Genomic DNA, 25,527 nt, shown 5'->3' with positions numbered 1-25,527 from the left:
CCGGATACCCTTGCGGGGTGAGCAGCCCCACCCCCGACGCCCTTCTGGGTCCCGCCGACGTCCGCGAACTCGCGGCGGCCCTCGGCGTACGCCCCACCAAGCAGCGCGGCCAGAACTTCGTCATCGACGCCAACACCGTCCGCCGTATCGTCCGCACCGCCGAGGTCCGCCCCGACGACGTGGTGGTCGAGGTGGGACCGGGTCTCGGCTCGCTCACCCTGGCCCTGCTGGAGGCCGCCGACCGGGTCACCGCCGTCGAGATCGACGACGTACTCGCCGGCGCCCTGCCCGACACCGTCGCCGCCCGCATGCCGGAGCGCGCCGACCGGTTCGCGCTCGTCCACGCCGACGCCATGCACGTGACCGGGCTGCCGGGCCCCGCCCCGACCGCGCTGGTCGCCAACCTGCCGTACAACGTGGCCGTGCCCGTCCTCCTCCACATGCTCGACACCTTCCCTACCATCGAGCGCACCCTCGTCATGGTCCAGGCCGAGGTCGCCGACCGCCTCGCCGCCGGACCCGGCAACAAGGTGTACGGAGTGCCGTCCGTGAAGGCCAACTGGTACGCGGAGGTCCGCCGGGCCGGCGCCATCGGCCGCAGCGTCTTCTGGCCCGCCCCGAACGTGGACAGCGGGCTGGTGTCACTCGTCCGGCGGACCGAGCCGCTGAAGACCACCGCCTCCAAGCGCGCGGTCTTCGCCGTCGTCGACGCCGCGTTCGCCCAGCGCCGCAAGACCCTGCGGGCCGCCCTCGCCGGCTGGGCGGGGTCCGCCGCCGCCGCCGAGGCCGCGCTCGTCGCCGCAGGCGTGTCGCCGCAGGCGCGCGGAGAGGCCCTGACCGTGGAAGAGTTCGCGCGTATCGCCGAACACAAGGAGTGACGAGCAAGTGAGCGTGACGGTCCGCGTCCCCGCCAAGGTCAACGTCCAGCTCGCGGTCGGCGCCGCCCGCCCCGACGGCTTCCACGACCTGGCCAACGTCTTCCTCGCCGTCTCCCTGTACGACGAGGTCACCGCGACCCCGGCCGCCGACGGGCTCCGCGTCACCTGCGAGGGCCCCGACGCCGGCGAGGTGCCCCTGGACCGCACCAACCTCGCCGCCCGCGCCGCGCTGGCCCTCGCCGAGCGGTACGGCCGCGAACCCGACGTGCACCTGCACATCGCCAAGGACATCCCCGTCGCCGGCGGCATGGCCGGTGGCAGCGCCGACGGCGCGGGCGCGCTGATCGCCTGCGACGCCCTCTGGGGCACCGGCGCCTCCCGCGACGAACTGCTCGCCATCTGCGCCGAGCTGGGCAGCGACGTGCCGTTCAGCCTGGTCGGCGGCGCGGCGCTGGGCACCGGGCGGGGCGAGAAGCTGACCGAGCTGGAGGTCGGCGGCGAGTTCCACTGGGTGTTCGCGCTGGCCGGGCGGGGGCTGTCGACGCCGGCCGTCTTCCGCGAGTTCGACCGCTTGGCGGAGGGCCTGGACATCCCGGAGCCGGTCGCCGACCAGGCCGTGCTCGACGCCCTCACCAAGGGCGACCCCACGGCACTCGCCGTCGCCGTCTCCAACGACCTCCAGCCCGCGGCGCTCTCCCTCCATCCGGAACTGGGCGACACCCTCGCGGCGGGCCGCGCGGCGGGCGCCCTGGTGGCGCTCGTCTCGGGCTCGGGCCCGACCACGGCCTTCCTCGCCCCGGACGCCGGCTCCGCGTCCGACATCGCCGGGGTACTGCGGGCGTCGGGGACCTGCCGGGACGTGCGTACGGCTGTGGGGGCGGTGGCGGGGGCGACGGTGGTTTGAGGGGCCTCAGAGTTCGTCGATGGCGGTGAGGTCGATGTCGACCGGGTATGGGACGTCGACCTTGATCCGGTCGTGATGAATGCCGGTCAGCGCGTAGGTTCCAGTGGTCTCTCCCAGCTCGTACACCTGGATCACAGGGCGGCTGTCCGGGCTGACCATGTCGACCAACCAGAAGTGGCGAATCCCCGCCGCGGCGTACTTGTGGGGCTTGGTGTGCCGGTCACGGGACTCGGATTCCGGTGAGATCACCTCGACTGCCATCACGACTTCGTCGCCCTCGAAGCGCGTCTGGAGCGGACCTCGTCTCGCCTCTGCCTTGATGATGGAGATGTCCGGCTCCGGACCGTTGCGCCGGTCCAATACGACGGTCATCTCACGGGCGACTTTGAGATGCGACGGAATCGTGCTGCGCAGGCCGCTGACCAGCAGGTCGATCGCCGTGAAATGAAACCAGCGCTGCGGACTCACGAAAATCAGGCTCCCGTCGATCAACTCGGTGTGTCGCGGGAGATCGGGCAGTGTGAACAGGTCGTCCACGGTGTAACCGTCCGTCGGTGGCACTGGCCAACGCGGCTGCTCGACGGACTCGGCGGTCATGGTTCCTCCCATGGACGGGATCCTGCTGCCTGCCCTCAAAGGTAACCGGGGGATACGACACACGTCACCACAAAGAGTGACGACCCCCGCCCGCGTCACCCCACCCCCCGGAGGGCCTACGCTGGAAGGCTGATCGATCCCCCAGGCAGGAGAGAAATGGCCGTCAATCTGGTCAATGTCGAGAACGTCAGCAAGGTGTACGGCACCCGTGCCCTGCTCGACGGCGTGTCCCTCGGCGTCTCCGAAGGGGACCGCATCGGTGTCGTCGGCCGCAACGGCGACGGCAAGACGACCATGATCCGGATGCTGGCCAGGCTGGAAGAGCCCGACACCGGCCGCGTCACCCACTCCGGCGGCCTGCGGACCGGGGTGCTCACCCAGCACGACTCCCTGGACCCCGAGGCCACGGTCCGGCACGAGGTCATCGGCGACCTGGCCGACCACGAGTGGGCCGGCAACGCCAAGATCCGCGACGTGCTGACCGGTCTGTTCGGCGGGCTGGACATGCCGGGCTTCCCGAAGGGGCTCGACACCGTCATCGGACCGCTCTCCGGCGGCGAGCGGCGCCGGATCGCGCTCGCCAAGCTGCTCATCGAGGAGCAGGACCTCGTCGTCCTCGACGAGCCCACCAACCACCTCGACGTCGAGGGCATCGCCTGGCTCGCCCGGCACCTGCGCGAGCGCCGGTCCGCGCTCGTCTGCGTGACGCACGACCGGTGGTTCCTCGACCAGGTCTGCACCCGTATGTGGGACGTGCAGCGCGGCGACGTCTTCGAGTACGAGGGCGGCTACTCCGACTACGTCTTCGCCCGCGCCGAGCGCGAGCGCATCGCCGCCACCGAGGAGACCAAGCGGCAGAACCTGGTCCGCAAGGAGCTGGCCTGGCTGCGGCGCGGCGCCCCCGCCCGCACCTCCAAGCCCCGCTTCCGCGTCGAGGCCGCCAACGAGCTGATCGCCGACGTGCCGCCGCCCCGGGACAGCAGCGAGCTGATGAAGTTCGCGTCGTCCCGGCTCGGCAAGACCGTGTTCGACCTGGAGGACGTGACCGTCCAGGCCGGCCCCAAGGTGCTGCTCAAGCACGTCACCTGGCAACTCGGCCCCGGCGACCGCATCGGCCTGGTCGGCGTCAACGGCGCCGGCAAGACCTCCCTGCTGCGCGCCCTCAGGGACGCCGCCCGCAGCGACGGCGAGGAGCAGCCGGTGAGCGGACGGGTCCGCGTCGGCCGGACGGTCAAGCTGGCCTACCTCTCCCAGGAGGTCGCCGAACTCGACCCCACCTTGCGGGTGCTGGAGGCCGTGCAGCGCGTCCGCGAGCGCGTCGACCTCGGCAAGGGCCGCGAGATGACCGCCGGGCAGCTGTGCGAGACGTTCGGCTTCGGCAAGGAGAAGCAGTGGACGCCGGTCGGCGACCTCTCCGGCGGTGAGCGGCGGCGGCTCCAGCTGCTCCGCCTCCTCATGGACGAGCCCAACGTCCTCTTCCTCGACGAGCCCACCAACGACCTCGACATCGAGACCCTGACCCAGCTGGAGGACGTGCTCGACGGCTGGCCCGGGTCGATGATCGTCATCTCCCACGACCGGTTCTTCGTCGAGCGGACCACCGACCGGGTCTTCGCCCTGCTCGGCGACGGCGCGCTCCGGATGCTGCCGCGCGGCATCGACGAGTACCTGGAGCGGCGTCGGCGCATGGAGGAGGCGGCCGCGGCGGCCGTTCCCGCCCCGGTGCGCAAGCCGGCCGCCGACGTGCCCGAGAAGAGCGCCGCCGACGTGCGCGCCGCCAAGAAGGAGCTCCAGAAGATCGAGCGGCAGCTCGACAAGGCCTCCGAGAAGGAGACCAAGCTGCACGCGCAGATCGCCGAGAACGCCACGGACTTCGCGAAGGTGGCCGAACTGGACGCCGAGCTGCGCGAACTGGCCGGGCAGCGCGAGGACCTGGAGACACGCTGGCTGGAACTGGCCGAGGACGCCTAGACCCTGCGCGTAGGGGGCGCGGGTGGCGTGAAGAGGGCGTGAAGGCGCGTAACAGTGGCATCACAGGCCGGTTCTCCCTTGGGAACAGGGGCGGACGCGGCCCGGTGGGCTGTCGGCCGCGGGTGATAGAAAGGCCGTCCGAGGAGTGTCTCGGAGGACTGTCCGCGACAGTCCGGACGATCGCCTGATACGGCCCCGGGGGCAGCGCGTACCCCGGGCCGTGGCTAAAAATCAGTGAGTCATAAGGGGGAACGCGCTGATGAGCCAGCCGCCCAACCAGCCGCCGCAGCCGGGTGGCTTCGGAGCACCGCAGGATCCGCCACCGGGAGGCTTCGGGGCGCCGACCCCGCCGCCCCCGCAGGGGCCGCCCCAGACGCCGCCGCCCCCGCAGGGCCCGCCGTCCGGCCCGCCGCCCCAGCCGGGGTACGGCTACCCGCAGCAGCAGCAGCAGCCGCCCGGCCAGCCGGGTCCGTACGGGCAGCCCGGGCCGTACAACTCCGGCCCCTACGCCCAGGCCCAGCAGCCGGGTCCGTACGGCCAGCAGCCCGGCTACGGCTACCCGCAGCCGCAGTACCCGGGCGGCCCCGGCACCCCGCCGCCCGGCGGCTCCGGCTCCCGCAACCCCTTCAAGGGCAAGCCCGCCCTCGTCGTCGGCGCCGCGGTCGCGGCCCTGCTGGTCATCGGCGGCAGCGTGTGGGCGGTGACCGCCAACAGCGGCGACGAGAAGGACAAGAAGCCGGTGGCCGGCAAGAGCGACGACCCGAAGCCCTCCGGCACCGGCGGCGCCCCGCTCAACCCCGGCGACGGCAGCGGTGACGGCGGTGAGGACCCCGAGAACCTCAACGAGGGCCGCCAGGCCGGCGAGTCCAAGGTGCTCTGGTACAAGGAGGCGCCCGACGCCCCCGGTTCCGGCGCCGACGCCGACGGCATGTGGATCACCGACAAGGCCGCGGTGAAGGCGGCGTACAAGCAGGTCTTCGCCTACAACGTCGGCGACGGCAAGCCCGCCTGGGACCCGATCGCCTTCCCGGAGAAGATCTGCGCGGTCACCCCGGAGAAGACGGCCGACGACAAGATCATCGTCGCCTACATGAGCGGTTCCAGCGACCGCGCCAAGTGCAACAAGCTCCAGGAGATCGACCTCGCCACCGGTGCGAAGGGCTGGACCGAGGACGTCGCCGACGGCGAGCTGTTCGACTCCACGCTCTCCGTCGAACTCTCCGTCAGCGGCACGACCCTGATGGTCGGCCGCTCCCAGTCCGGCACCGCCTACGACGTCACCAGCGGCAAGAAGCTGTACGAGAAGAAGAGGTACGGCGACGCCTGCTTCCCCGCCGGATTCGCCGGCAGCGCGAAGAAGCTCGTCCAGGTCGCCTCCTGCGGCGCCGGCGGCAACAACGAGCACGACGAGATCCAGGGACTCGACCCGAAGACCGGCAAGGTCCTGTGGACCTACAAGTACGACAAGGGCTGGCGGGTCGCCCGCGCCTACTCCGTCGACCCGCTGGTCGTCTACGCCACCAACGAGGACAAGAAGGTCTGGAACATCTCCACCTTCACCTCCGGCGGCAAGGTCCTCGAACAGGTCGGCGTCGACGAGGACTTCGCCCCCGAGTGCGGCTGGGCCATCCTCGAACGCGACCTCCAGGGCTGCTCCGGCGTCGCGGTCGCCGACAACACCCTCTACCTGCCGACCGAGGCGACCAGCGGCGCCAACGAGATCGTCGCGATCAACCTCGCCACCGGCAAGGAGAAGTGGCGCGCGAAGTCCCCCGCGGACGAGTCGATGATGCCGATGAAGGTCGAGGGCGACCAGCTCATCGCGTACGTCCAGCCGTCCTACGACGCGGGCGGCCAGGTCGTCTCCATCGCGACCGGCGGCAGCGGCCACGAGCCGGCCAAGCTGCTGCAGAACCCGCAGGGCGTCGCGGACATCGAGAACAGCTTCTACTCCAAGGACGTCGACTGGGTCGACGGGCGGTTCTACATCTCCAGCACCCGCCTGACCGGAAACGACGAGTCGAAGGAGAAGTTGATGCTCGCCTACGGCAAGTGACCTTCTTCGCCGCCTTCTCCGCCTCTTTCCCCGTCGTCCCCGTCGTCCCCGTCGTCCCCGCTTCCCCGAGGTAGTCACGCCATGAGCCAGCCGCCGCCCCCGCCGCCCAATCAGCCGCCCACGCCGCCTTCGGGGGGTTCGCCCGGCTTCGGGAAGTCTCCCGAGCCGGGGTACGGCTACCCGCAGACCCCGCCGCAGGCGCCCGCGGCTCCGCCCACTCCGCCGGCGGGGCCGCCGCCGCAGCAGCCGGGGTACGGGTATCCGCAGACTCCGCCACAGCCCCAGCCGGGGTACGGCTACCCCGGTCAGCAGCCGGGGCAGCCGGGGCCGTACGGGCAGCCGACGCCGGCGTACGGGCAGCCGGGGCAGCCCGGGCAGCCCGGGTACGGCTATCCGCAGGCGACCGCGCCGATGCAGCCCCAGCCCGGCGGGCCGGGCGGCGGACGGAAGATCAACGCGCAGCTGGCGATCATCGTGTCGGCCGTCGTCGCGATCGCGCTGATCATCGGCGGCGGCCTCTGGTACGCCAAGTCCTCCGACGACGGCGGCAAGGACGACACCGCCAGCTCCAGCGGGGGCACCGGTGGAAAGGGCGGCACGGACGAGAAGGGCGGCGACGGCGGCGAGTCCTCCGCCGGCACGGAGAAGGTTCCCTCCGACCCCGCCGCCAAGGTGCTCTTCCAGGTCCCGGCGCCCGCGGTGAGCAAGGACGACAGCAGCGTCGTCGTCTCCGGCTCCTGGCTCACCGACAAGGTGTACGCCAAGAGCGGCATCGCCGAGGTCGTCGGGTACGACCCCGAAAAGGGCAGCAAGCAGTGGTCGATCAAGCTCGCCGGTCCGGTCTGCGCGGCCAGTCAGCACGTCACCGACGACAACAAGACGGTCGTCGTCCACCAGCCCGCCATGCCGACCAAGGCCGAGCCCTCGCACGGCTGCACCCAGGTCGCCGTCCTCGACCTGGACGCCGGCAAGAAGGTGTGGACGAAGACCGCGGGTGACCAGCCGATCAACTTCAACAACGTCACGATCAGCGGCGACACCGTCGCGGCCGGCAGCACCGAGGGCGGCGTCGGCTTCGACATCGCCAAGGGCGACGTCCTCTGGTCCCCGAAGACGACCGACTCCTGCTACGACGCCGGGTACGGCGGCGGCGACAAGCTGGTCGCGGTGCGCAAGTGCGGGTCGTACGACGCCCGGCAGCTGAACATCCAGACCATCGACCCGAAGAGCGGGAAGGTGATCTCCGAGTACAAGATGGCCAAGGGCATCGAGTACGCGGGCGTCGTGTCCACGGACCCGCTGGTCGTGGCCGCCGACGTCGGTGACTCCGCCGGTGACGGCAGCGGCATCTCGGACTTCTTCTCCATCGACAACAAGACCGGCAAGCTGCTCACCCGCATCTCGGTCCCCGGCGAGCAGTTCGCGGCCCGCTGCGACACGATCACCAAGATCGAGAACTGCACGGGGCTCGCGGTCGGTGCGAACCGGCTCTACATCCCGACCGAGGAGCACGAGGGCAGCGGCGAGTCCTACAGCCAGACCAACGAGGTCGTCGCCTTCGACCTGGCCACCGGGAAGCAGACGGGGCAGCGGGCGGACGCCGGCGAGGACTACACGATCACTCCGCTGCGCATGGACGGCGGCAACGTGATCGCCTACAAGCGGCCGCCGTACGACAAGGGCGGCCAGATCGTCAGCATCGACGGCGGGACGTTCAAGCAGACCAAGCTGCTGGAGAACCCGGCGACCGAGGCGGTGCGGGACGTCGAGACCAGCATGTCGCCGGAGTACTCCGAGATCCTCTACTCGCAGGGGCACCTGTACATGTCGCAGGTGTTCGCCAGCGAGCCGACCAGCGCGGACGAGAAGGAGTACCTGGCGATCGGGTTCGGTACCAGCGGCTGAGCCCGCGGCGCTGTGCGTGCCCTTCGTTGCCCGTCGGCCCCGTTCCCGCTTCTCGCGGGGGCGGGGCCGTTTCGTGGGGGGCGTATTGGGGTGGGATTCGGTGATCCGGAGCGATTATCGCCGGTAGGGGCAGCGCGAGATCGAGCTAGCGTGTAGCTTCCGGGGGCATGCCGGGGGTCTGGGTGACTGGGGGGTTGCTCTATGGGAGTACGGCTCATGGTGGTCGACGATCACCGATTGCTCGCCGAGGCGCTGGCCTCGGCGCTGAAGCTGCGGGGGCACCGGGTGCTGGCCGCGGCGGCGCCGGCCGCGGGTGCGGCGGAGCTGGTGATCAGCCGGGCGCCGGAGGTGTGCCTGCTCGGGACGGCGACGCCGGCCGAGGCGGGGATCTTCGATCCGGTGGTGCGGATCAAGCGGGAGCGTCCGCAGGTGGCGGTGCTGGTGCTGGGGCCGGTGCCGAGCCCTCGCGGGATCGCGGCGGCGTTCGCGGCGGGGGCGTCGGGGTACGTCCGGCACGACGAGCGCATAGAGGGTGTGGAGCGGGCGATCATGAAGGCCCGGGCCGGGGAGACGGCGGTGGCGCCGGCGCTGTTGCAGGGGGCGTTCGGGGACCTGCTGAATCCGGCGGCGCAGCCCGATGACGAGGGTGCGCGGCTGTTGCAGATGCTCACGCCGAGGGAGGTGGAGGTCCTGGTCCGGGTCGCCGACGGCGAGGACACGCGCCTGATCGCGGCGGGGATGGGAATAGCGCCGTCCACGGCGCGTACGCATGTGCAGCGGGTGCTGATGAAGCTGGGGGTCGGGTCGCGGTTGGAGGCGGCGGCGTTGGCGGCTCGGACGGGGCTGCTGGACCGGGCGAGTACCTCCGGTGGTTGAGTGGGGGTGCCTGCGGCGGCCTGTGGCTGCTTCGGTGGGGGTGCGCGTAGCGCGGTGCGTTGCGCTGTGGGTCGGGGCCGCGCCGGGGGGTGTCCGTCCTCGGAACGGCGCGGAATCGGTCGGCCACAGAAGTGCTCTGTGTTGACGCGCCAACCGCTGCGGGCGGACACCCCCCGACACGACCCCTTCTCGCCGTTCGCGGCTATCCGCCGGTCCGCCGAAACCGCGGGCAGATGTGGTGGGCGCGGCGGCAACCGGCCAGCGCCTGGTCGCGTTACCCAGCCCCGGCCCGCACCCGCGCCGCGTGGCGAGTGGACGCCGGGGCCCTGACCACCCCGGCGTCAAAAAGGTGGCGTCACTCCTCGGGGGTGTCCTCCAGCGGAGGCGGCGGCGGAGCCGTGGGGCGGAGTTTCAGCCAGGCCAGGAAGAAGATGCCGAGGATCAGCATCCCCAGCCCTGTCCAGAGGTTGATGTTCACCCCCTGCGCCTTGTCGATCTCGTCGTCGGACGCCACGAAGCCCGCGATCATCACGATGACGCCGTAGACCACGAACAGCCCGCCGATGATCCGCCGGATGTCGAACAGCCGCGCGGCCGTGACGGACTTGGTCTCCAGCTCGGAGACCTCGTCCTGGACGTTCTTGTCGGAGTAGGAATCAGACATGCTCTCTCAATCCTCCCGCGATCAGAACGAGAACGGGATGTAGCAGGCGGCGGCCAGGATGACCGCGCCCCAGCCCAGCAGCGCCGGCTTGCGGTACCACGCGTCGTCGCCCTTCGCGGGTGGCTCGGTCATGCCGGGCGAGGTCGTGCCGTAGACCAGGCCCTGCAGCTCGCTGACCGGCTTCGGGGCCGTGAACAGGGACACCGCGACCATGACCACGGCGCCGGCCACGAAGCCCGCGATCGCGGAGACGAAGTTGGCGCCCTGGTCGGAGGGGATGTCGATGATGCCCTGCTTGTAGATGACGAAGTAGTTCACCATCGCGGCGGTCGTGCCCGCGATCAGGCCCCAGAAGCCGGACTTCATCGACGCGCGCTTCCAGAACATGCCGATGATGAAGACCACGAACATCGGCACGTTGAAGAAGGAGAAGAGCGTCTGGAGGTAGCTCATGATGTTGGAGAAGGACGAGGCCAGGAAGGCCGTGCCGATCGACGCCAGGACGCCGATCACGGTGATCAGGCGGCCGAAGCGCACGTAGTACGCGTCCTCGCGGCCCTTCACGACGTACTTCCCCCAGATGTCGGTCGTGAAGACCGTGTTGAAGGAGGAGATGTTCGCCGCCATGCCCGCCATGAAGGCGGCCAGGAGGCCGGTCACCGCGATGCCGAGGACGCCGTTGGGCAGCAACTGCTGCATCAGGTACGGGATCGCGTCGTTGTACTGGAGGTCCGAGCCGGGCGTGCCGATCTTCGGGACCAGGACCGCGGCGACCAGGCCCGGGATCATCACCACGAAGACGATGAAGATCTTCGGGAAGGCGGCGATGAGGGGCGTGCGCTGGGCCGCCGAGAGGTTCTTCGCCGACAGGGCGCGCTGCACCTCGGCGAAGTTCGTCGTCCAGTAGCCGAAGGACAGGACGAAGCCGAGGCCGAGGACGATGGTCAGCCAGTTGGCGCCCAGTGGGTTGTCGCTGCCGATGCCCGTTCCGCCCCAGGCCGTCATGAAGTCCGAGCCCCGTGACTGGGAGAGGGAGTCGGACAGGCCGTCCCAGCCGCCGACCTTCTTCAGGCCCAGGATGGTGATCGGGATGAGGCCGGCCAGGATCACGAAGAACTGGAGGACCTCGTTGTAGATGGCCGAGGACAGACCGCCCAGGGTGATGTACGCCAGGACGAAGAAGCCGGCCACCACGATGGCCACCCACTCCGGCCAGCCCAGGAGGGCCTCGACGACGATCGCGAGGGCGTAGAGGTTCACGCCGGCGATCAGGATGGCCGCCACGGCGAACAGGATCGAGCTGAGCAGGTGGGAGGCCTTGTCGAAGCGGAGGAGGAGGAACTCCGGGACCGACCGGACCTTCGAGCCGTAGTAGAACGGCATCATCACCAGGCCGAGGAAGACCATCGCCGGGATGGCGCCGATCCAGTACCAGTGGGTCGTGTAGACGCCGTACTGGGCACTGTTGGCTGCCATGCCCAGGATCTCGGTGGCGCCCAGGTTGGCCGCGACGAACGCGAGGCCGGTGACCCAGGCGGGCAGCGAGCGGCCGGACAGGAAGAAGTCCAGGCTGGTCTTGACCGAACGGCGGGCGGCGAAGCCGATGCCCAGGACGACGACGAAGTAGATCCCGAGGATCGTGTAGTCGAGCCAGTTGGTGGGGAGCCGAAGTTCTGCTGCTAGGTATGTGGGGGTTTGCATTAAGCACTCGCTTCGTTCGCGAACTGATCCGGAGCGGAACCTACGCCTCCGCGTTCAGTAATTGAACACTTCTGGTGATGTTCTTTGTTTGATTGTGATGAGCGGCGTGGAGTGGTGGGTTGTGATGTGTTATGTTTGATTGTGTTGGGTGATTGGTGGGTGCAGAGGAGTGCGGCAGTGAAGAAGACCTCGACCCGGCTGGCCGACGGCCGTGAGCTGGTCTACTACGACCTGCGTGACGACACCGTGCGCGACGCGGTGGACCACCGCCCGCTGGAGCGGACCGTCACCACCTCCGAGGTCCGCCGTGATCCCCTGCTCGGCGATTCGATCGCCGTCGCCTCGCACCGCCAGGGCCGCACCTACCACCCGCCGGCCGACGAGTGCCCACTGTGTCCGTCGGCGGGCGAGCGGCTGAGCGAGGTCCCGGACTCGTCGTACGACGTGGTGGTCTTCGAGAACCGTTTCCCCTCGCTGGCCGGCGACTCCGGGCGCTGCGAGGTCGTCTGCTTCACCTCCGACCACTCCGCCTCCTTCGCCGACCTGAGCGAGGAGCAGGCCCGGCTCGTGCTCGACGCCTGGACGGACCGCACCTCCGAGCTGTCCCATCTGCCCTCCGTTGAGCAGGTGTTCTGCTTCGAGAACCGGGGCGCCGAGATCGGCGTGACGCTGGGTCACCCGCACGGGCAGATCTACGCCTACCCCTTCACCACGCCCCGCACCGCGCTGATGCTCCGTTCGCTCGCCGCGCACAAGGACGCGACGGGCGGGGACAACCTGTTCGACGCCGTCCTGGCGGAGGAACTGGCCGGTGAGCGGGTCGTCCTGGAGAGTGAGGAGTGGGTGGCCTTCGTGCCGTACGCGGCGCACTGGCCGTACGAGGTGCACCTCTACCCCAAGCGCCGGGTGCCCGACCTGCTCGGGCTCGACGAGGCGGCGCGCACAGAGTTTCCCCAGGTCTATCTGGAACTGTTGAGGCGCTTCGACCGGATCTTCGGTGAGGGCGAGCCTCCGACGCCCTACATCGCGGCCTGGCACCAGGCCCCGTTCGGGCAGCTGGAGGAGTTCGAGGGCGTGACGCGCGACGACTTCGCGCTGCACCTGGAGCTTTTCACCATCCGCCGTACGTCCGGCAAGCTGAAGTTCCTCGCGGGCTCCGAGTCCGGCATGAACGTGTTCATCAACGACGTGCCCCCGGAGCGCGCGGCCGAGCGACTGCGAGAGGTAGCGAGTTCATGAGCGGGAAGTACCTGGTGACGGGCGGTGCGGGTTACGTCGGCAGCGTCGTCACCCAGCATCTGGTGGAGGCCGGGCACGAGGCCGTCGTCCTCGACAACCTCTCGACGGGCTTCCGTGAGGGGGTGCCGGCTGGTGCCTCCTTCATCGAGGGGGACATCCGCGACGCCGCCAAATGGCTGGACTCCACCTTCGACGGTGTGCTGCACTTCGCCGCCTTCTCGCAGGTGGGGGAGTCGGTCGTGAAGCCCGAGAAGTACTGGGACAACAACGTCGGCGGCACCATGGCCCTGCTGGCGGCCATGCGGGGCGCGGGCGTGCGGCGGCTCGTCTTCTCCTCCACGGCCGCCACGTACGGCGAGCCCGAACAGGTCCCGATCGTCGAGTCCGCGCCGACGAAGCCCACGAACCCGTACGGCGCCTCCAAGCTCGCCGTCGACCACATGATCTCGGGTGAGGCGGCGGCCCACGGGCTGGGCGCGGTCTCGCTGCGCTACTTCAACGTCGCGGGCGCCTACGGGGAGTACGGCGAGCGCCACGACCCCGAGTCGCACCTGATCCCGCTCGTCCTCCAGGTGGCGCAGGGCCGCCGGGAGGCCATCTCCGTCTTCGGCGACGACTACCCGACCCCGGACGGCACCTGCGTACGCGACTACATCCACGTCGCCGACCTGGCCGAGGCCCATCTGCTCGCCGTGGGGGCGGCCGCCCCCGGTGAGCACCTCATCTGCAATCTGGGGAACGGCAACGGGTTCTCCGTCCGCGAGGTCGTAGAGACCGTCCGCCGCGTGACCGGCCACCCGATCCCCGAGGCCGTGGCCCCCCGCCGGGGCGGCGACCCGGCGGTCCTGGTGGCGTCGGCGGACACCGCACGCGAGAAACTGGGCTGGAACCCGTCCCGCGCGGACCTCGCGGGGATCGTGGCGGACGCGTGGCAGTTCGCGCAGCGCCACGCGGGCTAGTACTTACGGAGTTACCGGAAGGGTGAGGGGTCAGGGCATGGGCGAGGCTGTCGCAGGGACCGTCGGCGAGCGGTTCCGGGAGCTGTACGGGGCGGAACCGCAAGGGGTGTGGGCCGCGCCGGGCCGGGTCAACCTGATCGGCGAACACACCGACTACAACGACGGCTTCGTCATGCCGTTCGCCCTGCCGCACACCGCGGTCGCCGCCGTCTCCCGGCGCGACGACGGCCTCCTGCGTCTGCACTCGGCGGACGTCCCCGGCGGCCCCGTCGAGCTGCGCGTGGCGGACCTGGACCCCGGGTCGGACAAGTCCTGGACGGCGTACCCCTCGGGTGTCGTCTGGGCGCTGCGCGAGGCGGGTCACGAGCTGACCGGCGCCGACGTCCACCTCGCCTCGACGGTCCCGTCCGGCGCGGGTCTGTCGTCCTCGGCGGCCCTGGAGGTCGTCGTCGCCCTGGCGCTGAACGACCTCTACTCGCTCGGCCTGCGTGGCTGGCAGCTCGCCCGGCTGTGCCAGCGCGCGGAGAACGTCTACGTCGGCGCGCCGGTCGGCATCATGGACCAGACCGCGTCCGCGTGCTGCGAGGCCGGCCACGCGCTGTTCCTCGACACCCGCGACCTCTCCCAGCAGCAGATCCCCTTCGACCTCGCGGCCGAGGGCATGCGCCTGCTCGTGGTCGACACCCGGGTCAAGCACTCCCACAGCGAGGGCGAGTACGGCAAGCGCCGCGCGGGCTGCGAGAAGGGCGCCGCGCTCCTCGGCGTCGACGCGCTGCGCGACGTGCCGTACGCCGACCTGGACGCGGCGCTGGAACGGCTGGGCGACGAGGAGGAGGTACGGCGCCTCGTCCGGCACGTCGTCACGGAGGACGCCCGCGTCGAGCGGGTGGTGTCGTTGCTGGAGTCCGGCGACACCCGCGCCATCGGGCCCGTCCTCGTAGAGGGCCACGCCTCTCTCCGCGACGACTTCCGTATCTCCTGCCCGGAGTTGGACCTGGTCGTCGACACCGCCCTCGCCTCCGGCGCCCTCGGCGCCCGGATGACCGGCGGCGGCTTCGGCGGCTCGGCGATCGTCCTGGCCGAGGCCACCGACGTGGACGCCATCACCAAGGCGGTCGAGGAGGCCTTCGCGACGGCCGGCTTCACGGCTCCCCGGGTCTTCGAGGCGGTGCCGTCGGCGGGGGCGCGGCGGGTGGCCTGACGGGAACCCAACTGGTTTGCCGTAACTCTCAGTAGATAGCGTGGACACACTCGTGTGAACCCCCGCCCCACCGGGAGCTAGCCGTGAACCGCCGTCCCACCCTCCTCACAGCCGCCGCGCTGACCGCGGTCCTGACCCTGACCCTGTCCGCGTGCGGAGGCGATGAGGAGAACCCGGACGACAAGGACAAGATCGCGGGCGCGGATACGGGGGGTGAGGCATCGGCGCCGGCTTCGCCGAGTGCGGCTGGCTCCGCCGAGCGGCCGAAGATCGATCTGCCGTCGGATCTGACTTACACCTTCGACTGGCCCAAGACGGGCGACAAGGCAGGAGTTCGTGGGCTACAACGACCGCATCACCGGCGCCAAGCGCTACTTCAAGGCCAACGTCAAGATCAATAGTGACGGCACGGCGGCCTTCATCTACTGCGAAGATCAGAACAAGGCGTACAACAAGAGCCTGAAGACCGGCAAGACCGACGTGACCCCGGCGTCGAACGACAACTACGTCCTCTACAGCAGCCGGCTCCGGGCCGACAAGCAGGGTGTCTGGGTCACCGAGACGCTGACGTCGCAGCGGGGGAGCGCCGCATGCCAGTCGTGAGGTACCGGCGGTCGGCGGCGCCTTCGGTGTGGTTGTCGCGCTCTCGTTGTGCTCGCCGCAGGCGTTCGCGGGCACTTCCCCGACGGCGAGTTCGGGGCCGGCCAGGACGTCGTGGTCCAGGAGATCCAGGCCGTCAACCGGTGACATGCGGAGTGGATGCGGAACTCACCACCTGATGGGGCGAAGGCATGTCTGACCCAGGCAGTTTCGTTTGGATCACCTGGCAGACCAGAGGAAGATGCCCGCGATGTACAGTCCGGCCAGACCTGGAACGGGTTCCTGAGCTCCGCCGGGCGATCCAGGTCTTCCCTCGGCCCTGCCGTCCCGGACACCGGCGTGAGTCGGGCCGTGACACCATCCGGCGTCAGGCATCCCGTCACTCCGGCGCCATGGCAGAGTAACCCTCGTGCACATGTCGAAGCGCGTCACCACCAAGTTTCAGCGAATACCGGGCAGAGGTGCCTCGCGCCCGATCCGGTCCTTCCAGGTGGCGGTCGCGGTGGTGGTCCTCTTCTTCGGCGTGCTGGCGGGGCTCCTCGGCTGCTCCGCCTCGTCGGACACATCCCGTCCCGAGCTCGATGTGCCGTCCGTCTTCTACGTCTCGCTTGATCCCGAGGACAACCCGAGGTTCGGCATCGGGGAGCAATTCGGGGAGCAAGGAGCGGGCCATTACACGGTCGCCTTTGACGCGACGGACCTCAAGGGCGTCGCCGTCCTGAAAACGGGTCAGGACAACTGCCCGGTCCGGCTGCCCACCTTCCACTGCGGTGGCGAACTGGTCGATCGCCGGCACGTCGGGAGCGAGCAGTCCTTCCGCGTGAGTCCCGCGGACGGGGCCGAGGCGGGCGACTCGGCAGTGCTGCGTTACCGGTTGACCTCGCCGGGCCTACCGAGCGTCACGGCGAGCACCCGCATCGTCGTCGGCAAGCCGGTACTGGCCGTCGAGACACGGGCGGACCGGGACGGCATGACGCCGGGCGGACGGGTCGCGGTCTCGCTGACCCTGCGCAACACCGGGGACGTCCCCGCTCGCGGAGTCTCGCTCTTCATCGGTACCCGCGACGGTATCCGGATAGCAGGCAAGCATCGCAACTGCCTTTATCGCGGCACCACATCGGCCTGGTGCAGGCTGCCCGCCGACGATGTCGTCATCCCGCCCGGAGCGACCTACCACCTCGCCGCTCCCGAGGCTTTCACGCTCGCCACCGACGCCACCTACCCGACCGTCACCTTCGAGGCCGCCGGCCTCGGGGAGGACTACGTCCCGCCGGAAGAGTGGGCCTCGCAGTACGAGTCCGGACAGGGATCCGCACTCCGCTACGTCCCCGGGGCCGGCCAGGACGACGGCAAGGACGCGGGAGCGCCGCACGCGACGGGCGAGAGCGCAGCGCACCTCCAGCTCGCCGTGCGCAGCACCAGCGACCTGGTCGCGCTCGCCGACACCGCCAGGGGGCCCGTCGGCAGCCGGGCGGACGTACGAGTCGGCGTACGCAACGACGGCCCAGGCGCGCTTCCGGCCAAGGTCAAGGTCAAGGTCGAGTTCGCGGTTCCGGCGGGCACCACCGTCGTGTCGTCGCCCTACGATCCCGAGCGGGGCAAGGAGGTGATCGACCAGGTCTGCCGGGCCCTCGCCGCCAACGGCTCGCCCCTTGCCGAAGCGTCCGTGCGGCAGCCGAGCGCCCGCCGGTACGTGTGTACAGCAGAGGCGGGGAAGTCGGGAGCCACCACGACCTTCCCCTTCACCCTGCGCATCGACAAGGAGATGGCGCATCGTGGCGGGCGGGTCACCGTCGCTGACGGCGACAGCCACCACCCGAGCAACGACCCGAAGACCGCCAACGACAGTGCCGACGTCACGGTGTCCGTGTGGCCGGGCCCGGCTTGGGCCACTCCTGGCCTCTGTGCGACTGCCGGGATCGCCCTCGGGGTGTTCGTCCTCGTCGCGGCTCTGGCGACCTGGAGGCGCCGGCGCTCACGCTGAGCACGACGAGCGCGACGGCTTCCTCATCGCCGCCGTCGCCCCGTGCGTCCTGCCCAACGAGGCGTACCGCGCCGTCCCGAGCGCAACGGCATCGCCTTGGCCGACGACCCGTTCTTGAGCGCCGAGCAGGTCGCCGGCGATCTGCTCGCCTGCTACGACAGCGCGCTCGCCTGGTCAGTTTCGTTTGGATCACCCGGCGGACCAGAGGAAGATGCCCGCGATGTGCAGTCCGGCCAGGTAGATGGTTGTCCGTCACCCGGCTATGGAGGCCGGACAAGACCGACGCGCTATGGCAGCAGGAGGCTGCGCTGGCCCTTGCCGATGCCTCCGACGAAGGCTCGGTAGTCGGCCTCGGAGACTATGAGCACAGGGGCATCGGGGTCGCCGACGTCGTTGGAGTCGCGCAGGGCGACCGCACCGTCGACGAAGGCGACCTCGAGGCAGTTGTCGCCTCCGTCGCTCAGGTCGCTCTTGGCCCAGGAGGCGTTGGTGAGGTCGACCTTCTTGTTCATGTGTAGCGGTCCTTGATCAGATCGTGAATGTGGCGTCGTGTTGCTTCTGCGTCGAGGGCTTCGGTGCGGAGGTGGTTGAACGCGGTCTCGTAGCGCCCGATGTCGCTATCTTCCTCCAGGTACAGGGATGTTGTCATCGGTTGCACTACGGCCACCGGGGGGCCGGCGGGGAAGTGCAGCAGGTGGAACGGCCCGTCGATGCCCGCGTGGGCGCCTTGGGTGAATGGGAGCACCTGGAGCGTCACGTGCCTGTGTCGGTCGGTGACGTCAAGCAGGTGCTCAAGCTGAGCCTTCATGACCTGTTTGCTGCCGACTTCCCGGTGCAGTGCGGATTCATCCAGGACGCACCAAAGGTGCAAGGGGGAAGAGCGTGACAGCGTTTGCTGTCGGGCCATGCGCAGCTCGACGAAGTTGTCGATCTCCCGATTGGTCTGCCACTTTCGGCTGCGCTCGACGATGGAACGGGCGTACTCCGCCGTCTGCAGCAGGCCAGGGATCAGCCAGGTGAAGGTCTCACTCTTCGACGCCAGGTCCTCAAGGTGCAGATACTCGGCGAAGGGGTCACGGATGGAATGGCGGTACTGATCCAGGAGATTGCTTCGCCTTCCCGAGTTGGCCAGGGACGCGAGCTTGCGAAGTCTGTCGGCCCGCTCCGCGTTCTGGAGTCCGTACACCTCGAAGAAGCCGGCGAGTGCTACGGGCGGCACCCGCTGTTTGCCGTTCTCGATCTTGCTGAGTGCCGGGGCTCCGGAGAGCGCCAGTCGATCGGCTGCCTCGGCGAGGCTCATCCCGGCCGCCTTGCGAAGCGTCCGGAGCTCCAGGCCCAGGCGTCTCCTGTGCAGGTTGGGCTGAGCGTCAGTCATGTTCTACCTCCCTGGTGCGCACGGTAGCGCCGATGTGGTCGGCATTCGCCGACTTCCCTTACGGCGACTCTTTCGAGTGAGAACTATTGCGAGAAATATTGCTCGCGGGCAACGATGCTCTCGGAGTTCCATCGCAACCCACCTGGCTGCAAGGGGTGTTGGTGACAGCGGCAAGGCGTGGTCGTGTCCGCGACCGATAGTGAGAGAACGTCTGGCCACCCCGCATCCCTGCCTCGCGCCCGACAGAACCGAAGGGGCATACATGCGACGCTTGTGCAGGAACCTCGCCCGCTGGGCACGGCTCTTCCTTGAACCGACGGGACGCCATCGTCGAGGTGAGAGCCTGTCGCCGCCAACACCGAGGGCACGGAGGAGCTCATCGCCGGTGTCGCGTGCGCGACAGTCCCGACCCGTCCTTGCTCCCACCGTCCGCCGCTGGCACACCCCCATCGACGGCAACTCCACCCCCCTCGTCCGCCCCTACCTCACCGCATACGAGCGCGACGAGAAGGCCCGCATCCAACGGCTGCGCCGCGACATCCTCTGGTGCGCCACCTACGGCGTCGACCTCGACGCCCGTGACATCCACGCCCGTTCGGCGGCGGTGTCATGAACGACGAGACGGACCGCGTACGGCTCCTGCCCTGGACCGGCGTCCACGGACGGAGCGCCCTGCTTCTCACAGACGGAGACGGGCCCGTATCCCGGCTCGCCGACCGCATGGAGGCGGTACAGCTCGGCCTGGGAGAGCGGCTGCTCGGCCGGACGCGGGAACTGCTGGCGGCGTCATGTCCGGAGGCTGGAGAACTCCGTCTCCTGACCGACCAGCTGGCGGACGCGCTCGCGGATTCGCTGCTCATCGCCAGGTCCCGGGGCGTGCGCCTCGGTGGAACCGGGTGGGACCCGGCGGGCGGGACGTCACCGGCAGTCCGTGCGTACGGCCTGCTCACCCTCCCCGGCAGGGACCTCGCCTCTGCCCGAGCCGCACGGCACTACGTCCGCGACACGTGCCGGTCGTGGGGTCTGCCGTGCGATACGACGGACGACCTGGTGGCCATCACCGGCGAACTGGCGGCCAATGCCCTGGAGCACACTGGCAGCCGTACCGTCACGATCACTTGCGCCCTCACCGCCGACACGGTCACGGTGGGCGTGACCGACGACGGCAGGAGTGGTGACGTGCCGGTGATCTCTGCGGTGGCCGGTGCGTCCGAAGGGGAGTGTGAAGGCGGGCGGGGTCTTTTGATCACCGATGTACTGGCCGCCCGGTGGGGGACACGGCGGACGGGCGGGCTGACGGTCTGGGCCGAGGTCGCCGTCGGGGCCGCGGCGGATACGGCCGGTTCCGGGTGAGCGGGAGGATTCGCGCCCGCAGCGGAAGGCCGTCGCCTTCATACTGGAGGCCGGGAGGACCCATGACGGAGCGGACCCTGTACCGGCGGCTGCGCGACATGCGTGACCACTTCACACCCCCGCCCGGCCTCGCCCGGCCCGAGATCAGTGACGGGATGATCGTCATGACGATGAGCCCGCGTCCGCGCCACCAGCTGACGGCGACGCGAGTACGGGACCGGATCGCCCCGCAGCTGCCGGACGGCTGGGGCGTGTTCGAAGCCACTGACACCGACGACGAGCTGCTTGGCAAACTCCGGGTCCCCGACCTGCACGTCTGCTCTTACGACGCCATGGAGACCGACGACCCCCTCGACCCCCACGAGATCGTCCTGGCGATCGAGATCGTCTCCCCGTCCAACCCCGACAACGACTACCGTGACAAGACCCGCGACTACCCCGCCATGGGCATCCCCCACTACCTGATCCTCGACCCGCGCGACGGCACCTGGACCTATCAGTGGGGCATCGGCAGGACCGAGGGCCGGCCCGCATACGAGAACCGGCTGCACCACCCGTACGGCGAGTCGGTCTCCCTTGTCACCGAGCTCGGCACCTGGAGCGTCGAGACGACCGGCCTGCCCCGCTACAGCGCGAAGGACATGGGGCTGGAGCCAGAGTGAGGCGGCCGGACGAACAGCCGCCCGGCCGCCACACTCCAGCCGTTTCACCAGCGTGTACTCCGTGATCCCCGGCGGGTAGTCGGGGATCACGCACATCACGTCGTAGCCGTGGCGAGTGTAGAAGTCCGGGGCCTGGAAGTCCCAGGTCTCCACGCGGGCGGCGACGCAGCCGCGTTCGCCGCGGGCCGTGCGTTCCGCCTCGTCGAGGAGGGCCGAGCCCAGGCCCGCGCCGCGGTGCCGGCCGTCGACCCACAGGTAGGTCACGTGCAGCCAGGTCGCCCAGGTGTGGCCGACGAGACCGCCGGCCAGACCGCCGGACGCGTCCAGTACCCAGACGTGCAAGGGAAATTCGCGTTCGTGAGGGGTTCCGCGCAGCGAACGCAGGACCGAGGACGCCGCGGTGTTCGTCTCCCGCAGACGGGTGCGCAGCAGATCGCGTCGTCCCTTGTCGACTTCTGTCACAAGACGAAACATGCGGCTCACCATAAACGGGCCGGGCTGTCAGTTCTGCAAATAACCTTCCGCTCCCGGCGCCCGCCCGTACTCTGATGAACAGCACCGGTGGGGGCCGGTGCCGTTCAGGGGGCGAGACAGCCGGGTACGGCGCTCGGGGCGGGACAGCGGTGTACGCGCGGCGGCGGCCGTGCGGCCGTGGCGTTCCCTCCCCGGAGTACCGAGCGCACTGCTGGATACGGGGCTTCGGGCGCCGTACCCGTGCCGGTGTCGCCCTCCGAGGATGGACAGACGATGGGTATCCCCTGCTCCGGGAGGAGCTTGGGGGAGGGGGTTTCGTGGTTCGTATCCGAGTCCTGGTCGTCGACGACCATCGCATCTTCGCCGAGTCGCTCGCCGCCGCCCTGGCCGCCGAGCCCGACGTCGACGTCTCCGCGGCCGGCAGCGGTCCGGCCGCACTGCGCTGCCTGGAGCGGGCCGCGTCCGAGGGGCGGCGGTTCGACGTGCTGCTCGTCGACGCCGACCTGGGCGGCCGGGTGCCCGGCACCCGCCCCGCCGTGCCCGTGCGCGAGGGCAACGAGGACGGGCTGGTGGACGGGATCTCGCTGGTCGCCGGCGTGCGGTCGGGGCAGCCGGGGGTACGGATCGTGGTCCTCGCCGGGCGGGACGACCCCCGGCGGGCGGCGCTCGCACTGGGGGCCGGCGCCTCCGGGTGGGTCGCCAAGGACTGCTCGCTGTCACGGCTGCTCAGCGTCATCCGGGGTGTGCTGCGCGACGAGACGCATCTGCCGCCCGCCCTGCTCACCGGCGTCCTGCGCGAACTGACCGCCGCCCGCAAGCACCGCACCGAGAGCGAGCGCCTGGTGGAGTCGCTGACTCCGAGGGAGCGGGAGGTGCTGCGCTGCATGGTGGCCGGGCTGGGCCGCAAGGCGGTCGCCGAGCGGTTGTACCTGTCCCCGCACACCGTGCGGACCCACATGCAGAACGTCCTGGGCAAGCTGGGCGTCCACTCCACCCTCGCCGCGGTGGCGCTGGCGAGGAGGGCGGGGGTCGGGCCCGCAGATCTATCCCGGGATGTTGTCGAACGGGGCGGTCAGCTGGCGTAGCAGTGCCGCCAGTTCGCTGCGCTGGGCGCGGGACAGCTCGGCCAGGATGGCCCGTTCCTGCGCCAGGAGGCCGGCGAGTGACTGGTCGGCGCGGTCGCGGCCCTCGTCCGTGAGGCGGACCAGTACACCGCGCCGGTCGCTGGGGTCGGGCAGGCGCTCGACCAGGCCCTTCTTCGCCAGGCGGTCGATACGGTTGGTCATCGTGCCGGAGGTGACCAGGGTCTGGGTGAGGAGCTGGCCCGGTGAGAGCTGGTACGGGGTGCCGGCCCGGCGCAGTGCCGTGAGCACGTCGAACTCCCAGGGCTCCAACTGGTGCTCGGAGAAAGCCAGTCGGCGGGCGCGGTCCAGGTGCCGGGCGAGCCTGCTGACCCGGCTCAGCACCTCCAGCGGTTCCACGTCGAGGTCCGGGCGCTCCCGGCGCCACGCTGCGACCAGTCGATCGACCTCGTCCTCCATGTCGATCAGTGTAGTGGTTGTGTCGACGTGAAGTCTCTTGACGTCGATTGTCTTGACGTCGAGAGAGATTGGGGCTGACGCTGGGTACCCGTCCCGCACGGCCACCCCTGGAGAGTCCATGCCCGACACCGCCCCCACCTGGGACCCCGCCCAGTATCTGCGCCACGCCGACCACCGCGCCCGACCCTTCACCGACCTCCTCGCCCGTGTGCCGGACCTGCCGGGCGACCCGCCCCGCATCGCCGACCTCGGCTGCGGCCCGGGCAACGCCACCGTCTTGCTCGCCGACCGCTGGCCCACCGCCCGCATCACCGGCTACGACAACTCGCCCCAGATGCTCGACCGGGCCCGGCAGTACGCCGGCCCCACCCCCGGCGGCGGCCACCTCGACCTCGCCCCCGCCGACGCCCGTACCTGGACCCCCGACGAGCCGTTCGACCTCCTCGTCAGCAACGCCACCCTCCAGTGGGTCCCCGGCCACGTCGACCGCTTCCCCGACTGGATCGGCAGGCTCGCCGCCGGCGGCACCCTCGCCTTCCAGGTGCCCGGCAACTTCGACGCCCCCAGCCACCGCCTGATGCGCGAACTCGCCCACTCCCGGCGCTGGCGGGACCGCCTCGCCGGCGTCCTGCGCCACGACGACGCCGTCCTCACCCCCGAGGCCTACCTCGCCCACCTGACGGCCACCGGCTGCACCGCCGACGTGTGGGAGACGACGTACGTCCACCTGCTGGACGGCGAGGACGCCGTGCTGGACTGGGTGAAGGGAACGGGACTGCGCCCCGTACTGGCCGCCCTCGACGACGACCCGGCCGCCCGCGACACATTCGTCGAGGAGTACCGAACGGTCCTCCGCGCCGCCTACCCGACCGGACCGCACGGCACCCCCTTCCCGTTCCGCCGCGTCTTCGCCGTCGCCCGCAGGCCGGAGGAGTCGTGATCACCGCCGTCGACCACGTGCAGCTCGCCGCGCCGCCAGGCTCGGAGGAGACGCTGCGCGCCTTCTACGCGGGCGTCCTCGGCCTACGCGGGCGTCCTCGGCATGGCCGAGACCCTCAAGCCGCCCGCGCTCGCCGCCCGCGGTGGCTGCTGGTTCCAGGCCGGCACCGTCCGGCTCCACCTGGGGACCGAGCCCGGGTTCCGGCCGGCCCACAAGGCCCGTCCCGGGCACCGGGTCACCGGCATCGAGGCGTACGCCGCCCGGCTGGAGGCCCGGGGCGCGTCCGTCACCCGGCAAGATCCAAACGACACCCCCTGGCTGCCCGGCCACCGGCGCTTCTACTGCGCCGACCCGGTCGGTAACCGCCTGGAGTTCCTGGAGCCCGGCGAACGCTCCCGCCCGTGACGTCAGGCAGACCGGAACCCCGGCCGCTCCCCGCTGTCGGCCAGCCGCCGGGACGGGTCACGCCACACCCTCCTCGACCAGCGCGTCGATGGCGTCGCCGGACAGGCCCAGCTCGCCCAGGATGGCGCGCGTGTGCTCACCCAGCGCCGGTACGGCGTCCATGCGGGGCGCGTCCCCGGTCGGGCCCGGCGGAGCCAGCGCCGGGACCGGACCGGCCGGCGTCGCGACCTCGTGCCGGCGCCCGCGCGCGGCGAGCTGCGGGTGCTCCCACACCTCGGCGAGCGTGTTGACCCGGGCGCCCGCGACCGGCACCGCGCTGAGCAGCTCGATCGCCTCGGCGCTGGTCAGCTCCGCGAAACGGGCCGCGACGATCGCGCCGAGCGCCTCGCGGTGCGTGTCGCGGTCCGCGTTGGTGGCGTAGTGCGGATGGTCGGCGAGGTCGGGACGGTCCAGGAAGCCGGCGCAGAAGCCGCGCCATTCCCGCTCGTTCTGCACCGCCATCAGGACGGTCTTCCCGTCGCCCGCCGTGTACGGGCCGTACGGGTGGATCGTCGCGTGCGCGGCACCCGCGCGGGGCGGCGGCTCTCCGCCGTCGTACGCGTAGTAGAGGGGGAAGCCCATCCACTCCACGGTGGCCTCTAGCATCGACACGTCCAGGTGCGTGCCCCGGCCCGTCCGCCCACGCTCCAGCAGCGCGCCAAGGATCGAGCTGTAGGCGTACATGCCGGCCGCGATGTCCGACACCGGAATGCCCACCTTGGCCATCTCGTCCGGCGTGCCCGTGACGGACAGCAGCCCCGACTCGGACTGCACCAGCAGGTCGTACGCCTTGCGCCCCTCGTAGGGTCCGGGAGCGCCGTAGCCCGAGATGTCGCACACGATCAGCTCCGGGTGGAGCGCCCGCAGCTCCTCGGCGCCCAGCCCCGCCCGCGCCGCCGCCCCCGGCGCCAGGTTCTGGAGGAACACGTCGGCGCCCGCGATCAGCCGGAGCAGCGCGTCCTTGCCGCGCGGGTCCTTGATGTCCAGGGTGAGGGACTCCTTGCTGCGGTTCGCCCACACGAAGTGCGAGCTGAGCCCCTTCACGCGGGAGTCGTAGGCGCGGGCGAAGTCCCCCGTGCCGGGGCGCTCCACCTTGATCACCCGGGCGCCGAGGTCGGCGAGCTGACGGCTTGCGTACGGTGCGGCGATCGCCTGTTCGAGCGAGACGACCGTGATTCCGCGCAGCGGCTGCATCTGTGTTCT

Annotated in this window: 23 protein-coding genes and 2 pseudogenes; 17 read left to right on the top strand and 8 right to left on the bottom strand. The window is 70.4% G+C overall.

Annotated features, from left to right (window positions below; translation table 11 throughout):
- Nucleotides 1–17 precede the first annotated feature (17 nt).
- Together rsmA and ACFWR9_RS14520 are read left to right on the top strand one after the other, a co-directional pair.
- On the top strand, nt 18–878 hold the full coding sequence (rsmA, locus tag ACFWR9_RS14525; RefSeq protein WP_383840852.1) for a 16S rRNA (adenine(1518)-N(6)/adenine(1519)-N(6))-dimethyltransferase RsmA: 861 nt from the start codon (nt 18–20) through the stop codon (nt 876–878).
- A 7-nt stretch (nt 879–885) separates the two neighbouring features.
- Nucleotides 886–1,782 (top strand): 4-(cytidine 5'-diphospho)-2-C-methyl-D-erythritol kinase, encoded by an 897-nt coding sequence (locus tag ACFWR9_RS14520; RefSeq protein WP_383840849.1) that lies wholly within the window; start codon nt 886–888, stop codon nt 1,780–1,782.
- 6 nt (nt 1,783–1,788) lie between these two features.
- On the opposite strand, the gene ACFWR9_RS14515 is transcribed toward ACFWR9_RS14520, so the two are convergent.
- Nucleotides 1,789–2,379 (bottom strand): Uma2 family endonuclease, encoded by a 591-nt coding sequence (locus tag ACFWR9_RS14515; RefSeq protein ID WP_383840846.1) that lies wholly within the window; start codon nt 2,377–2,379, stop codon nt 1,789–1,791.
- A gap of 156 nt (nt 2,380–2,535) precedes the next feature.
- On the opposite strand from ACFWR9_RS14515, the gene ACFWR9_RS14510 reads away from it, so the two are divergent.
- From ACFWR9_RS14510 to ACFWR9_RS14495, 4 genes are all read left to right on the top strand, one after another.
- Nucleotides 2,536–4,350, top strand: coding sequence for an ABC-F family ATP-binding cassette domain-containing protein (locus ACFWR9_RS14510; RefSeq protein WP_383840843.1), 1,815 nt, complete (start codon nt 2,536–2,538; stop codon nt 4,348–4,350).
- Nucleotides 4,351–4,609: 259 nt separating this feature from the next.
- Nucleotides 4,610–6,406, top strand: a complete 1,797-nt coding sequence (locus ACFWR9_RS14505; protein ID WP_383840840.1) for a PQQ-binding-like beta-propeller repeat protein — start codon at nt 4,610–4,612, stop codon at nt 6,404–6,406.
- Between the two features lie 81 nt (nt 6,407–6,487).
- Nucleotides 6,488–8,311 (top strand): PQQ-binding-like beta-propeller repeat protein, encoded by a 1,824-nt coding sequence (locus tag ACFWR9_RS14500; protein ID WP_383840837.1) that lies wholly within the window; start codon nt 6,488–6,490, stop codon nt 8,309–8,311.
- A gap of 201 nt (nt 8,312–8,512) precedes the next feature.
- Nucleotides 8,513–9,187, top strand: a complete 675-nt coding sequence (locus tag ACFWR9_RS14495) for a LuxR C-terminal-related transcriptional regulator (RefSeq protein WP_383840834.1) — start codon at nt 8,513–8,515, stop codon at nt 9,185–9,187.
- Between the two features lie 355 nt (nt 9,188–9,542).
- On the opposite strand, the gene ACFWR9_RS14490 is transcribed toward ACFWR9_RS14495, so the two are convergent.
- Entirely contained in the window at nt 9,543–9,851 is a 309-nt protein-coding gene (locus ACFWR9_RS14490) for a hypothetical protein (RefSeq protein ID WP_383840831.1), read from the bottom strand.
- A gap of 21 nt (nt 9,852–9,872) precedes the next feature.
- A complete protein-coding gene (locus tag ACFWR9_RS14485; RefSeq protein WP_383840828.1) occupies nt 9,873–11,552 on the bottom strand; it encodes a sodium:solute symporter family protein in 1,680 nt (559 codons plus the stop codon).
- Nucleotides 11,553–11,729: 177 nt separating this feature from the next.
- Here ACFWR9_RS14485 and galT point away from each other — a divergent pair, with 177 nt between their 5' ends.
- The 5 genes from galT (at nt 11,730) to ACFWR9_RS14460 (ending at nt 17,535) form a co-directional block, all read left to right on the top strand.
- Nucleotides 11,730–12,791 carry a galactose-1-phosphate uridylyltransferase gene (galT, locus tag ACFWR9_RS14480; RefSeq protein WP_383840825.1) on the top strand — a complete coding sequence of 354 codons (1,062 nt, stop codon included), beginning with the start codon at nt 11,730–11,732 and terminating at the stop codon, nt 12,789–12,791.
- Complete coding sequence (gene galE, locus ACFWR9_RS14475) at nt 12,788–13,750, top strand: UDP-glucose 4-epimerase GalE (protein ID WP_383840822.1); 963 nt, start codon at nt 12,788–12,790, stop codon at nt 13,748–13,750. The genes galT and galE overlap by 4 nt, the downstream gene beginning before the upstream one ends.
- Nucleotides 13,751–13,787: 37 nt before the next feature.
- A complete protein-coding gene (gene galK, locus ACFWR9_RS14470; protein ID WP_383840819.1) occupies nt 13,788–14,951 on the top strand; it encodes a galactokinase in 1,164 nt (387 codons plus the stop codon).
- Between the two features lie 336 nt (nt 14,952–15,287).
- On the top strand, nt 15,288–15,554 hold the full coding sequence (locus tag ACFWR9_RS14465; RefSeq protein WP_383840817.1) for a hypothetical protein: 267 nt from the start codon (nt 15,288–15,290) through the stop codon (nt 15,552–15,554).
- A 412-nt stretch (nt 15,555–15,966) separates the two neighbouring features.
- Entirely contained in the window at nt 15,967–17,535 is a 1,569-nt protein-coding gene (locus ACFWR9_RS14460; protein WP_383840814.1) for a hypothetical protein, read from the top strand.
- A gap of 287 nt (nt 17,536–17,822) precedes the next feature.
- On the opposite strand, the gene ACFWR9_RS14455 is transcribed toward ACFWR9_RS14460, so the two are convergent.
- Both ACFWR9_RS14455 and ACFWR9_RS14450 read right to left on the bottom strand, forming a co-directional pair.
- Nucleotides 17,823–18,047 carry a DUF397 domain-containing protein gene (locus tag ACFWR9_RS14455; RefSeq protein WP_383840812.1) on the bottom strand — a complete coding sequence of 75 codons (225 nt, stop codon included), beginning with the start codon at nt 18,045–18,047 and terminating at the stop codon, nt 17,823–17,825.
- Entirely contained in the window at nt 18,044–18,910 is an 867-nt protein-coding gene (locus tag ACFWR9_RS14450; protein ID WP_383840809.1) for a helix-turn-helix domain-containing protein, read from the bottom strand. Before ACFWR9_RS14450 ends, ACFWR9_RS14455 begins: the two co-directional genes overlap by 4 nt.
- Before the next feature lie 385 nt (nt 18,911–19,295).
- Here ACFWR9_RS14450 and ACFWR9_RS14445 point away from each other — a divergent pair, with 385 nt between their 5' ends.
- The 3 genes from ACFWR9_RS14445 (at nt 19,296) to ACFWR9_RS14435 (ending at nt 20,925) form a co-directional block, all read left to right on the top strand.
- Nucleotides 19,296–19,523, top strand: coding sequence for a hypothetical protein (locus tag ACFWR9_RS14445; RefSeq protein WP_383840806.1), 228 nt, complete (start codon nt 19,296–19,298; stop codon nt 19,521–19,523).
- On the top strand, nt 19,520–20,263 hold the full coding sequence (locus ACFWR9_RS14440) for an ATP-binding protein (RefSeq protein ID WP_383840803.1): 744 nt from the start codon (nt 19,520–19,522) through the stop codon (nt 20,261–20,263). The genes ACFWR9_RS14445 and ACFWR9_RS14440 overlap by 4 nt, the downstream gene beginning before the upstream one ends.
- A 62-nt stretch (nt 20,264–20,325) precedes the next feature.
- The gene (locus tag ACFWR9_RS14435; protein WP_383840800.1) at nt 20,326–20,925 is read left to right on the top strand and encodes a Uma2 family endonuclease; all 600 of its coding nucleotides are present in this window, start codon (nt 20,326–20,328) and stop codon (nt 20,923–20,925) included.
- Nucleotides 20,926–20,961: 36 nt separating this feature from the next.
- On the opposite strand, the pseudogene ACFWR9_RS14430 reads toward ACFWR9_RS14435, so the two are convergent.
- Nucleotides 20,962–21,411 (bottom strand): annotated as a pseudogene (locus tag ACFWR9_RS14430) (GNAT family N-acetyltransferase); the annotation flags it as partial.
- 305 nt (nt 21,412–21,716) lie between these two features.
- Here ACFWR9_RS14430 and ACFWR9_RS14425 point away from each other — a divergent pair.
- On the top strand, nt 21,717–22,484 hold the full coding sequence (locus tag ACFWR9_RS14425) for a LuxR C-terminal-related transcriptional regulator (RefSeq protein WP_383840798.1): 768 nt from the start codon (nt 21,717–21,719) through the stop codon (nt 22,482–22,484).
- Here ACFWR9_RS14425 and tamR read toward each other — a convergent pair.
- A complete protein-coding gene (gene tamR / locus ACFWR9_RS14420; RefSeq protein ID WP_122616995.1) occupies nt 22,443–22,940 on the bottom strand; it encodes a MarR family transcriptional regulator TamR in 498 nt (165 codons plus the stop codon). The two genes, ACFWR9_RS14425 and tamR, sit on opposite strands and share 42 nt — an antisense overlap.
- A gap of 118 nt (nt 22,941–23,058) precedes the next feature.
- On the opposite strand from tamR, the gene ACFWR9_RS14415 reads away from it, so the two are divergent.
- On the top strand, nt 23,059–23,880 hold the full coding sequence (locus ACFWR9_RS14415; RefSeq protein WP_383840795.1) for a trans-aconitate 2-methyltransferase: 822 nt from the start codon (nt 23,059–23,061) through the stop codon (nt 23,878–23,880).
- Nucleotides 23,877–24,285, top strand: a pseudogene (locus ACFWR9_RS14410) (VOC family protein). The gene ACFWR9_RS14415 and the pseudogene ACFWR9_RS14410 overlap by 4 nt, the downstream one beginning before the upstream one ends.
- A gap of 57 nt (nt 24,286–24,342) precedes the next feature.
- Here the strand turns inward: ACFWR9_RS14410 and ACFWR9_RS14405 are convergent.
- A complete protein-coding gene (locus ACFWR9_RS14405; RefSeq protein ID WP_383840792.1) occupies nt 24,343–25,518 on the bottom strand; it encodes a CaiB/BaiF CoA transferase family protein in 1,176 nt (391 codons plus the stop codon).
- Nucleotides 25,519–25,527 lie beyond the last annotated feature (9 nt).

Source organism: Streptomyces sp. NPDC058534, assembly GCF_042717365.1.
Lineage (GTDB): Bacteria > Actinomycetota > Actinomycetes > Streptomycetales > Streptomycetaceae > Streptomyces.
Note: the sequence above shows the minus strand (reverse complement) of the source record. Positions and strands in the feature narration are given on the sequence as shown.

Excerpts from the sequence above, each read along its gene's own strand:
- ACFWR9_RS14435 (WP_383840800.1), top strand. The coding sequence starts at position 20,326 with ATGACGGAGCGGACCCTGTACCGGCGGCTGCGCGACATGCGTGACCAC.
- ACFWR9_RS14405 (WP_383840792.1), bottom strand. The coding sequence starts at position 25,518 with ATGCAGCCGCTGCGCGGAATCACGGTCGTCTCGCTCGAACAGGCGATC.
- ACFWR9_RS14450 (WP_383840809.1), bottom strand. The coding sequence starts at position 18,910 with ATGACTGACGCTCAGCCCAACCTGCACAGGAGACGCCTGGGCCTGGAG.
- ACFWR9_RS14510 (WP_383840843.1), top strand. The coding sequence starts at position 2,536 with ATGGCCGTCAATCTGGTCAATGTCGAGAACGTCAGCAAGGTGTACGGC.
- ACFWR9_RS14415 (WP_383840795.1), top strand. The coding sequence starts at position 23,059 with ATGCCCGACACCGCCCCCACCTGGGACCCCGCCCAGTATCTGCGCCAC.
- ACFWR9_RS14500 (WP_383840837.1), top strand. The coding sequence starts at position 6,488 with ATGAGCCAGCCGCCGCCCCCGCCGCCCAATCAGCCGCCCACGCCGCCT.
- ACFWR9_RS14495 (WP_383840834.1), top strand. The coding sequence starts at position 8,513 with ATGGGAGTACGGCTCATGGTGGTCGACGATCACCGATTGCTCGCCGAG.
- galE (WP_383840822.1), top strand. The coding sequence starts at position 12,788 with ATGAGCGGGAAGTACCTGGTGACGGGCGGTGCGGGTTACGTCGGCAGC.
- tamR (WP_122616995.1), bottom strand. The coding sequence starts at position 22,940 with ATGGAGGACGAGGTCGATCGACTGGTCGCAGCGTGGCGCCGGGAGCGC.
- ACFWR9_RS14460 (WP_383840814.1), top strand. The coding sequence starts at position 15,967 with ATGTCGAAGCGCGTCACCACCAAGTTTCAGCGAATACCGGGCAGAGGT.
- galK (WP_383840819.1), top strand. The coding sequence starts at position 13,788 with ATGGGCGAGGCTGTCGCAGGGACCGTCGGCGAGCGGTTCCGGGAGCTG.
- ACFWR9_RS14485 (WP_383840828.1), bottom strand. The coding sequence starts at position 11,552 with ATGCAAACCCCCACATACCTAGCAGCAGAACTTCGGCTCCCCACCAAC.
- ACFWR9_RS14505 (WP_383840840.1), top strand. The coding sequence starts at position 4,610 with ATGAGCCAGCCGCCCAACCAGCCGCCGCAGCCGGGTGGCTTCGGAGCA.
- ACFWR9_RS14455 (WP_383840812.1), bottom strand. The coding sequence starts at position 18,047 with ATGAACAAGAAGGTCGACCTCACCAACGCCTCCTGGGCCAAGAGCGAC.
- ACFWR9_RS14515 (WP_383840846.1), bottom strand. The coding sequence starts at position 2,379 with ATGACCGCCGAGTCCGTCGAGCAGCCGCGTTGGCCAGTGCCACCGACG.
- ACFWR9_RS14490 (WP_383840831.1), bottom strand. The coding sequence starts at position 9,851 with ATGTCTGATTCCTACTCCGACAAGAACGTCCAGGACGAGGTCTCCGAG.
- ACFWR9_RS14440 (WP_383840803.1), top strand. The coding sequence starts at position 19,520 with ATGAACGACGAGACGGACCGCGTACGGCTCCTGCCCTGGACCGGCGTC.